Source organism: Salinivibrio sp. HTSP, assembly GCF_003390965.1.
Taxonomy (GTDB): domain Bacteria; phylum Pseudomonadota; class Gammaproteobacteria; order Enterobacterales; family Vibrionaceae; genus Salinivibrio; species Salinivibrio kushneri.
The window spans coordinates 221379-230839 of sequence record NZ_PXUD01000013.1 but is presented as its reverse complement, the minus strand read 5'-3'; the positions used below and the strand labels follow the sequence as shown (position 1 = coordinate 230839).

At 50.1% G+C, this 9461-nt stretch carries 12 protein-coding genes; 7 read left to right on the top strand and 5 right to left on the bottom strand.

Annotation, left to right across the window (positions count from 1 at the left end; genetic code table 11):
• Nucleotides 1-46: 46 nt before the first annotated feature.
• Both C7A19_RS03730 and C7A19_RS03725 read left to right on the top strand, forming a co-directional pair.
• Nucleotides 47-322 carry an antibiotic biosynthesis monooxygenase gene (locus C7A19_RS03730; protein ID WP_116644197.1) on the top strand — a complete coding sequence of 92 codons (276 nt, stop codon included), beginning with the start codon at nucleotides 47-49 and terminating at the stop codon, nucleotides 320-322.
• A gap of 315 nt (nucleotides 323-637) precedes the next feature.
• Nucleotides 638-1114 carry a GNAT family N-acetyltransferase gene (locus C7A19_RS03725; protein WP_346330220.1) on the top strand — a complete coding sequence of 159 codons (477 nt, stop codon included), beginning with the start codon at nucleotides 638-640 and terminating at the stop codon, nucleotides 1112-1114.
• A gap of 13 nt (nucleotides 1115-1127) precedes the next feature.
• Here C7A19_RS03725 and C7A19_RS03720 read toward each other — a convergent pair whose 3' ends face one another.
• Nucleotides 1128-1955: a TauD/TfdA family dioxygenase gene (locus tag C7A19_RS03720; RefSeq protein WP_116644195.1), complete on the bottom strand. Its 828-nt coding sequence runs from the start codon at nucleotides 1953-1955 to the stop codon at nucleotides 1128-1130.
• Entirely contained in the window at nucleotides 1952-2203 is a 252-nt protein-coding gene (locus C7A19_RS03715) for a hypothetical protein (RefSeq protein ID WP_077600489.1), read from the bottom strand. The genes C7A19_RS03720 and C7A19_RS03715 overlap by 4 nt, the downstream gene beginning before the upstream one ends.
• 184 nt (nucleotides 2204-2387) lie before the next feature.
• On the opposite strand from C7A19_RS03715, the gene C7A19_RS03710 reads away from it, so the two are divergent.
• Nucleotides 2388-2708: a HigA family addiction module antitoxin gene (locus C7A19_RS03710; RefSeq protein WP_077459600.1), complete on the top strand. Its 321-nt coding sequence runs from the start codon at nucleotides 2388-2390 to the stop codon at nucleotides 2706-2708.
• A gap of 56 nt (nucleotides 2709-2764) precedes the next feature.
• On the opposite strand, the gene C7A19_RS03705 is transcribed toward C7A19_RS03710, so the two are convergent.
• Both C7A19_RS03705 and C7A19_RS03700 read right to left on the bottom strand, forming a co-directional pair.
• Entirely contained in the window at nucleotides 2765-3001 is a 237-nt protein-coding gene (locus tag C7A19_RS03705; protein ID WP_116644194.1) for an RNA-binding protein, read from the bottom strand.
• A 108-nt stretch (nucleotides 3002-3109) separates the two neighbouring features.
• A complete protein-coding gene (locus C7A19_RS03700) occupies nucleotides 3110-3553 on the bottom strand; it encodes a MarR family transcriptional regulator (protein ID WP_116644193.1) in 444 nt (147 codons plus the stop codon).
• Between the two features lie 176 nt (nucleotides 3554-3729).
• On the opposite strand from C7A19_RS03700, the gene C7A19_RS03695 reads away from it, so the two are divergent.
• The 3 genes from C7A19_RS03695 to C7A19_RS03685 all read left to right on the top strand — a co-directional run bounded on the left by C7A19_RS03695 (nucleotide 3730) and on the right by C7A19_RS03685 (nucleotide 5686).
• Nucleotides 3730-4158, top strand: a complete 429-nt coding sequence (locus C7A19_RS03695) for an organic hydroperoxide resistance protein (RefSeq protein WP_077486335.1) — start codon at nucleotides 3730-3732, stop codon at nucleotides 4156-4158.
• Between the two features lie 188 nt (nucleotides 4159-4346).
• Entirely contained in the window at nucleotides 4347-4871 is a 525-nt protein-coding gene (locus C7A19_RS03690; protein WP_116644192.1) for a GNAT family N-acetyltransferase, read from the top strand.
• 92 nt (nucleotides 4872-4963) lie between these two features.
• Nucleotides 4964-5686 carry a hypothetical protein gene (locus C7A19_RS03685; protein ID WP_116644191.1) on the top strand — a complete coding sequence of 241 codons (723 nt, stop codon included), beginning with the start codon at nucleotides 4964-4966 and terminating at the stop codon, nucleotides 5684-5686.
• A 52-nt stretch (nucleotides 5687-5738) separates the two neighbouring features.
• Here the strand turns inward: C7A19_RS03685 and C7A19_RS03680 are convergent, their stop codons facing one another.
• A complete protein-coding gene (locus tag C7A19_RS03680) occupies nucleotides 5739-7886 on the bottom strand; it encodes an ATP-binding protein (protein ID WP_116644190.1) in 2148 nt (715 codons plus the stop codon).
• A gap of 145 nt (nucleotides 7887-8031) precedes the next feature.
• Between C7A19_RS03680 and C7A19_RS03675 the strand changes: the two genes are divergently transcribed.
• On the top strand, nucleotides 8032-9381 hold the full coding sequence (locus C7A19_RS03675; RefSeq protein ID WP_077600496.1) for a sigma-54 dependent transcriptional regulator: 1350 nt from the start codon (nucleotides 8032-8034) through the stop codon (nucleotides 9379-9381).
• Nucleotides 9382-9461: the final 80 nt, after the last annotated feature.

Genomic DNA, 9461 nt, shown 5'->3' with positions numbered 1-9461 from the left:
ATTAAAGGCCTCACCAAATTAACGAGATATTTTAAAAATAAACTATATGTCAAAAGTCATTCTAGAAGGTTTTATTCTCGTGCCAGGCGCTGATCTTCAGGCCGTGACGCGAGAGCTTGTTAATCATGAAAAGTTGACGTTGGAAGAGCCGGGCTGCTTGACCTTTAAGGTTCAGCAACATTCGGACAACCCGCTGCGATTTGATGTTTATGAAGAGTTTACCGATCGCTCAGCTTTTGATAAGCACCAAGAGAGAGTTAAATCATCCTATTGGGGAGTGGTTACGCAAAATGTCACGCGTCACTACCAGATCAGCGAATAGAGCCTGGGCTGAATACCATCGTTATTTATCGCGTATAGCCGCTAAAGCGTAAGGATACCCCCATGCACCTGACTTTCTGTCCCATCAATCTTGAAACCGATTTTGCTTATTGCGTGGCTGCACGTCGGGACGCTTTTGTCTTTAGCTTTGGCTCCGATGAGGGGTTTGAAGATTTTTACTAGTGAAGACCGATTTTTATCAGTGTTGGTTGCCAGCGTAGATACTTATTCGCGCCAATATGCGATTATGGCGCGATAGAATGTTTCAGTAGGCGAGTGGTTTATGACACTGATATGCCGGTCAAAAAGGCTCAATGTGCGACAGTTTACACTCGACGATGCGCCGTTTATTGTGGGGCTGCTTAATGATGCGTCGTTTATACGCTATATCGCAGATAAAAAGGTGCGCACTGAACAAGATGCGACCGAGTATCTCCGTCACGGGCCGCTTGCGAGTTATCAAGCACATGGTTTTGGCTTAAATCTAGTAGAACGGCGGGAAGATGGTACGCCCATCGGTATGTGCGGCGTGCTCAAGCGCGATGAATTGGCATATCCAGATTTAGGTTACGCGTTTTTATCGCGTCACACCGGGCAAGGGTACGCCACAGAAGCCGCCGAGGCGGTGCTTGAAGCCACTCTGTTAGCGAGCGGACTGACTACGGTTCAGGCGGTGACCTTACCGGACAACCAACCCTCCAACCGCTTGCTTGAAAAGCTCGGGTTTCGGCTACAACGCCAAATCATACTTTATGGGCACAGCAACAATCTGTATGAATACACCCGCGCCTGAACGCCGTTAGGTGTTACTGAGCACGATCCCCCTGAACCGTGACGCGGTGCAACCGTCTGGGCGTTTCACCATAATCGGTTACCGCGTAGTGTTGGGTGGCGCGATTGTCCCAGATCGCCACCGAGTGTTTTTGCCAGCGAAAACGAACATGATATTTCGATTGGCGTGCTTGACTAAACAGCGTCGCAAGCCGTTGTTGGCTAGCAGCTTCTGGCCAGTCAGCAATCGTGCGAGTAAATTGCTCGTTAATAAATAGCACGTCTTGGCCGGTTTCAGGGTGGGCTTGCACCATGGCACGGCGAATGGGTGGATAGTCTTGAGCGCGTTTCGAGACGACACTCTGGCCGTCGGCGTCTTGATGATCGTAACGACTACCTTCAAAGGCGTGCAGTGCGTGAATGGTGTCGAGCTGGCGTAGCTCGGTTTTTTCTTTGTCGGTTAAATCGGCCCATACTGCTGCCATGTCACACCAAATCGTATCCCCGCCATGTTGTGGCACATATTGCGCGTGCAAAATCGAGCATTTGGGCGGCACCGCTTGCCATGTCATGTCGGTGTGCCAATAGCTTTGGCTGGGTGGATTACCGCGGCTGGTTTCAATTACGACCACTTGGTCGTTGTCGGGTAGGTGCGGAAAAAACGGATGAGGAGGCTCAAGTTCACCAAAGCGTTTTGCCAGTGCGACATGGTCGTTGGTTGAGAGGGGCTGCTCGCGAAAGAAAAGCACTTTGTAGCGTAAAAATGCTTGGTACAGCGCCGCAAACTCAGCCTCTGAAAGCTGGGATAAATCGATATTATCGATTTGCGCCCCTAATGTATCGCCTAAAGGGGTTATCTTCATTTGAACCATACCTTACCGCCAATAAATTTATAGGCTGGTGTGCCTCGCACCAAGGTGTCACGCGCAAAGGGCTGTTCGCACTGAGGGCAGTAACACGGCGTGGTGGTGGCATCCTCAACAATCCTTTCCTTAAAGCACTTCACCAATGCACCTTTGCCGCCTTTGCGATATTTAAACAGTGGCGCATTACAACGTTTGCAGAAAATATCGATGGTTTTGGTGGGGCCTTTTTTATTCGGTTTTGCCATTTTGATTGCCCGAGCGTCACTACATGCCGAAAGCTTGATAGTGACGAGCCGGGCGCAGGCTGTCAATCAGCTATCGTTTAATGACGCTTTACGTTATTAACGTAAAGCGTTGCTATTGGGTTTATGATTCGAACGTTTAAGTGCAAAGATGTCGGAATCGTTGACTATCACTAGGAGGTCGCTCATGCGTACTGTAGAAGCTGTCACACCTGGCGAGTTGCTAAAAGAAGAGTTCCTGACTCCGATGGGGATTTCGCAATATCGTTTGGCTAAAGAAATCGGAGTGCCCGCACAGCGTATTGGTCAAATTATTGCTGGTAAACGGGCTATAACGGCTGATACAGACCTGCGTTTATGCCGTTTTTTTGGATTATCGAAGGGCTATTGGCTGCGAGCTCAAGTCGTCTATGATACTGAAATTACTGAACATGAACTCGAAGATCAGCTGAATAGTATTCGCCCATGGACAGAAGTCTCGACCATAAACAAAAGCCAACACGGGTGATCGTGTTGGCTATCGTTCCCGCCTCACAGCCAATGTAAGTGCAAAGGGCTTTTTGCTTAGTTCGCGACTTTCACGCGGATTTTGCTTTTCGCAACACTGGAGAGGTTTAGTGCGGCCATCGCGGCTTTGGCTTCTGCTTCGTCAGGCATGGTGATGAAAGCAAAGCCTTTGGATTCGCCAGTCTCTTGGTCTAGCACCAGATTACATTCGGTGACATCACCATATTCAGAAAACAGCTGACGAAGTTGGTGTTCGGTAGTGGTGCGAGCAAGGTTGCGGGCTAATAGTTTCATTGTTGTCCGTTAATATCGAGGTAACAGCACCGATTGTGTCAGTAAAGGATGCCACGACCAAGTAATAGTTTGGCTTTCTTATCGATAAGCAACCATTCAAGCCGACGTTTATGCGTCGCTTTCCCCTAAGTCATGATTGATCTTATCCAGCAGTGCAATAAGTTGCTGGGCTTGCTGATCATCAATGCTGGGAAACTTGCAGCGGATTTTCTCCGGAATAGCAGCGGCTTGGTGCTGCAGCTCAATGCCTTTGCCCGTCAATGTTACCCACCGCTTTCGTTTATCGTCTTCGTCTTTCACGATGGTGAGCAAGCCTTTATCGCTCATCTTTTTCAAAATCTGCGTCATCGCACCACCGTCGATCCCCGTCTTCTCAACTAACGTGGCGATCGATAGTTGATTTTCTTCCCATAGCGCCATCATCACCACATATTGCGGATAGGTGAGATCAAGCTCGGTCAGCCAGGTTCGGTAGGCGCGCGAAATACCGTTGGAGGCCTTGTATAAGCGGTGACAAATTTGGCTACTGAGCTTTAATTGGGGATAGGTCATGGCTTGTCATTATCAGTGTGTCTGGTGAGTATTTTATTTTGCGCGCAAAGTATTTGCAATGCTGGGTCATGCGATCTAGTATTTTGCATGCAAAATAAATGACACAAGCCGTCTTCACCGTGTTTGCTCAGTGCGATAGAGCAAGCCGCAAGTGGACTGGAACACAGGAGAGTGAAATGAAAGAGCTACAAAGTGTTGCCTATACAGCAAAAGCCACCGCTACTGGAGGCCGCGAAGGGTCTGCAAAATCTGATGACGGACGTTTAGATGTGGCGCTTTCCACGCCTAAAGGTTTGGGCGGAAACGATGGCGAAGGCACTAATCCTGAGCAGCTTTTTGCTGCCGGCTATGCGGCGTGTTTTATTGGTGCGCTGCGTTTGGTGGCCGGTAAAGCAGGCGTGACCTTGCCGGAAGACACTCACATTAACTCAGAAGTTTCGATTGGTCCTATTGATGGTGGTTTTGGTATTGCCGTGAAGTTGGCAGTGTCTGTTGGCGATCTGGATAAAGACACCGCGCAGTCATTGGTCGAGCAAGCGCACCAAGTATGCCCGTATTCCAATGCGACACGTGGCAATATTAAGGTCGAGCTGTCAGTGATTTAACATCGCTAGCACGCTATGATAGGGAGCGCTGTCAATCAGGGCTCCCTTTTTTATGTCCGCTCTTTAAGGGAGCAGCGCGTTGTTGGGTGCTCCCTGAATAGAAGTGCTGAGCATTGACCGCTCAGACTATTGACCACTAAAACTAGCGCACAAGCCCTATACCAATAACAAGGATGATGAGAACTGGTATGTCAGAAACCACCACTAGTCAGCTCACCAAGATAAGCGTCGTTCCACTGACTGATCAGGATATCGACGGTGTTCGCCAGGTATCGTTGCCTGATCAACAAGTAAAGTTTGCGGGGACCGCTGACGAATTTCTTGCTGAGACCTGCGAGACTATTCACCGCCATGTGATCAAGCGAGCGGGCAAGACGGTAGGCTTTTTTAAACTCGATACTGACTATGCGTCTCAGTATGACTTTTGTCCGCCAAAGACGTTGGGTCTGCGCATGTTTGTAGTGGATGCGCGTTATCAAGGGCAGGGCCTAGGCACTGGTGCGGTTAAAGCCTTGCTTGAGTATTTGCCCGTTGCTTATCGTGATTTCAATTGGGTGTATCTAACGGTGAACTGTCAAAACCCGGCCGCTAAAGCCTGTTACCAAAAAGGCGGCTTTACGGATGCAGGCGAGCTGTACTGGGGCGGCTCGGCAGGGCCTCAGCATATTATGTGTGCTGCGATTGACGCCGATAATAAGGGCAAAGCGCAATGAGAAAGGGCAGAACCACAACGTTTGGTCATACGCGACAATGGCTTAGGGCAGGCTTAGACTTGCACACGATTTGCCAACAGACAGCTCGAATCATGAGTGTGTTGTTTGTCGGGGGGCTATCAACGGGGGCTTATGCGCAAGGGTTGGATTTTCGTGTTGAAACCGGCGGGGTGACGTTTAGCAAAAATGATGTCAGCATCCCCGGAGATACTGGCACTCGCTTTGATATGACCGATTTAACCGGCCGATCCGCAACGCCTTACTTGCGTTTGTATGGCACGTATCAGTTCAATCCCCAGCACGCGGTGCGCCTAACCTTTGCGCCTCTATCTGTCGATGGTCGTGGCACGCTGTCAAAAAGCATCCAGTTTCAGGATCAGCGCTTTGCCGATGGGCAAGCGATTGACGCGGATTATCAATTCAATACCTATCGTGCGACATACCGCTGGACGTTTTACGATCAAGGGCCTTGGCAGTGGGGCGTTGGTGCCGCCGCCTTGGTGAGAGATGCTGAAATCACCCTCGCGCAAGGTGAAACAAAAGCAACAAAATCCAACGTTGGTGTAGTGCCCTTGCTGCATGGCTATGGTCAATATCGCCTGTCCGATCGCGCGGCGTTGATCTTGGATGTGGAAGGCGCGTGGTCACCCATGGGACGTGCGGTTGATGCGGCGCTGATGTTGGAGTATCACCTTGGTGATGGCTGGTATAGCGCTCTGGGTTATCGCACTCTAGAAGGCGGGGCGGACAACGATGAAGTCTATAACTTTTCTTGGCTTCACTATGGCCTAGCCAGCCTCCGGTACCGGTTTTAAAGATTCAAGCCTGATTGTGGGCACGAGTGGGCTATGTCTGGTAGTTTAATGATCATGATGTGGCTGGCTGAAAAGTAAGCGTGAAGGTCAGGCCGCCTTGGGCGTTGGCTGCAGCTCGTATTTTACCATTTATATCCCGCACGTTATTGGCGGTGATTGCTAACCCTAACCCAAGTCCCTCACCGATTTTCTTCGAGGTGACAAACGGCTCGAACATGGTCTCCAAATCCTCTTCTGACGCCCCGCAGCCGTTGTCACTCACCGTCAGTTCGACTGCCTTTTTGGTGGGCGTGACCACAAACACCAAAGTCGGCGAAGCGGTATTTGCCATCGCATCGCATGCGTTAGATATCAAGTTTCCTAGGATTTGTAATAGCCTTTGTCCTTCACCGAGTATCATGGGGGTGTCGTGAGGCATACGCACCCGCACATCAATGTCTGCTAACTGAGCTTGATACACACGCAAGGTTTCGTTGAGGGCATCGGGTAAAGAAACGGCATGCAGGTGGTGCGGTTTGTTGTAGGCGAAGGTTTTGAGTTGGCTGGTCATATTAGTCATACGATCAATCAGCTTTTGCACCAGCTGGTTATTGGCTTTAACTTTTTCCGTCTCGCCGCGTTCAGCGAGCAAGGTATTGGTGGTAAGTAAGGTGCGAAGGCCGGTGAGTGGCTGATTAAGCTCATGAGTAATAGCACTGGACATTCTCCCTAAGGCGGCCATTTTGCTGGTCTCAATCAGTTGCGCTTGTGCTTGTTGCAGCGCTTGGGTGCGCTCTTCCACGCGCTCGGTGAGTGCTTGGTTCATCTGCTGGAGTGACTGTTCGGCTTTTTTGCGTTTGCTAATGTCAATCAACGTCGCTAGGTAGTATTGCTCATCATGCCAAGGGAAACGGGTGAGTGAGAAAAGCGCAGGAAAGACGCTACCGTCGCTGCGACGTGCCATGGTTTCAACCGCATTGAGCTCAGCCAATTCATTGTGCTTGTCGAGATTTTTCAGCAAGGTAAGGGTGGTGGAGTGTGGATTGCCGGTATCAAACAACTCCCAAGCAAAAATGCGGTGATGATTGTTTTCTGGCAAACCAAATAAACGCTTGGCCATCGGATTAAGATCATACAGCGAGCCTTGTTCGTCAATGAGCAATAAACCGACTTGGGTTTTATCAATCATTTGTTTCAGTCGGCGTTGCGACTCTTGCAATAGGCTTTGAATTCGCTGCTGGTGACGGTGTTTCTGCTGCCGTTGTTGGCCGATGATCAACAATAGAATGACGACAAGTAGGGCGGCTGCCACTCCCCATGCGAACAGGTTTGCGGTGTCTTTTATCGGTTTATAGGGGGTCAGGTAACTCACTGACCATTTAAGATCGTCCAATTTTACCGTGTGGCCCAAAAACGGGGTAGCATTGAAGCGCCACTGGCTGATGGCGGTGCTGTCGTAGAGGTAGCGTGTTTGTCTCTCCACTGTTTGTTTATTGTCTTGCGTTGATGCTTGTGACCCGTTCAGTCGGGCTGCGTTCAGTCGGGCTGCGTTCAGCTGGGCTGCATTCAGCCAGTCTGCACTGTACTGGCTGCTGCTTGAGAGGAAAAACCGCTGTTGTCGATTTTGCAGCAGAATGAGGTCATCACTGGCGATGGGTTGCTCGGTAAGGAAGCTAAGGTCAATTTGTACTACCACAATGCCGGCGATGTTGAGGTCATCAAAAACAGGGGCAGAGAGGTAATAAAGCGGCCCATAGCCTTTGGTTTTATTCACCAATGACACGCCTTCACCTTGACGTAGCACTTGCTCGACGATTGCCAACCGGTCGGGACGGCTAAAGCGCTCATCAATTAGGCTAGAAGCGAGCACGTCACCTGATGTTGAGAGCAGTGTCCAGCCTTCGGTATTGGCCGCTTTATCGAGCTGTGTCAGTTTCACTTGAAAGGCGGCGGTCTCGTGGCGCTCTCCTTTCACAATTGCCAGGGTATCAGGATGGTTGGTCAGCAAATAAGGCAGATGATAAAAGCGCCTTAAGGCACGGCGAACGTCACCGATATAGTTTAAAAGCTTGTTCTGTACCTCGGCGTGTGTTTGCACACTTAATCCCTGATAGGCTGCTTCGCGGCTGATCCCATAAAAGAAAAGCACCAACACCCCAGCGAGCAACAGCATTGCCCAGGTTCTCTTGCTGTCTTGGTGGGTACGGTGATGATTCTGCATAGTGTGCTCTGCTCTGACTTCCGCTTTAGACTGCGGTGAATAGCAAAAATGTTAAAGCAGTGTGATGAGAAAGTGAGAGCTAGCTCCTTTTCTGCTGCGTGGCTTTTGCTACCGTAATGAGTCACTTATCACGGATGGTTTCCTCATGACGGTACAGACACTCCCGCGCATTGCCTTGATTGAAGATGACGATATTGTTCGTCACACCACCTGCCAGTGGTTAGAGTTGGCAGGCTTTGAGGTTGAGTCATTCAGCACGGGCCAAACAGGGCTACAAGCTGTATTACAGTATCCGTTTGATGCCGTGGTCAGTGACGTCAAGTTACCGGATGTTGACGGCTTATCTATTCTTACCGAGCTAGACCAGCATCAGGTCGCGACACCTGTGCTGTTTATTACAGGACACGGTGATGTTGATATGGCCGTAGGGGCGTTGCAAAACGGGGCGTTTGATTTTATTGAAAAGCCTTTTGAGCCCGAGCGTTTGTCTCAGCGCGTGACCGAGGCCGTCGACAGCTATCGCCAGCATGCCTCGACGCAAGAGCGACAAGCCTATTTATCGCGTATTAGCGGATTGGAGAAGGTGCTGATTGGCCAAAGCCGAGTGATGCAACAACTTCGTGAGCAGGTGGCAAAGCTGGCGCGTATCGACACTAATGTGATCATTTATGGGGAAACGGGGTGTGGCAAAGAGCTGGTGGCAACCAGTTTACACAATGAAAGTGCGCGACAAGCCCAGCGTTTTGTGCCGATAAACTGCGGCGCGATCCCGGAAAACTTATTTGAAAGTGAGTTGTTTGGTCATGAGTCAGGGGCGTTTACCGGCGCCAATCAGCGTCGGATTGGTAAGTTCGAATACGCACACAAAGGCACCTTGTTTTTTGATGAAGTCGAGAGCATGCCGGCAAGTATGCAGGTGAAAGTGTTGCGCGCGCTTCAAGAGCACACCATTGAAAGAGTGGGAGGGAACCAGTCGATAGCGATCGATACGCGGGTGATTGCGGCCGCTAAAGCCGACCTCAATGACCATGAAACCTTCCGACAAGATTTGTACTACCGTTTGAATGTGGCACAAATCCACCTTCCATCCTTAAGAGAACGTGAAGATGATGCGTTGATCTTGTTTGAGCACTTTACCCGTCAGACCAACCCGGAGACACGCCTGGCCAGTGAGGCGGATCGGCACGCCATTTTGTCTTATTCCTGGCCAGGTAATATTCGTGAGCTGCGCAACGTCGCAGTACGGTTTGCCTTGGATGATGGTATTTCAGTGATGGAAATACTGTCCAATCGCCCTTCATCGACCATGGAAGCCGTTCAATCGGATGTTCCGCTTTTAATCCAGCTACATAACTTTGAACGCAAGGTACTACACGAATGCTTGGTGGCACACCAAGGGCGTATTCATGAAGTGATGTTGGCGCTCGATTTACCTCGCCGTACCTTGAACCAAAAGATGAAGAAGTTTGGGCTCAACCGCGCAGATTACACTTAGTGCGTCGGCAAAAAATTGCTCAGTACTATTTCGCCAGCAAGCGCTCCGCGATCACACTTTGTTTACGTTTTGTGACGGTC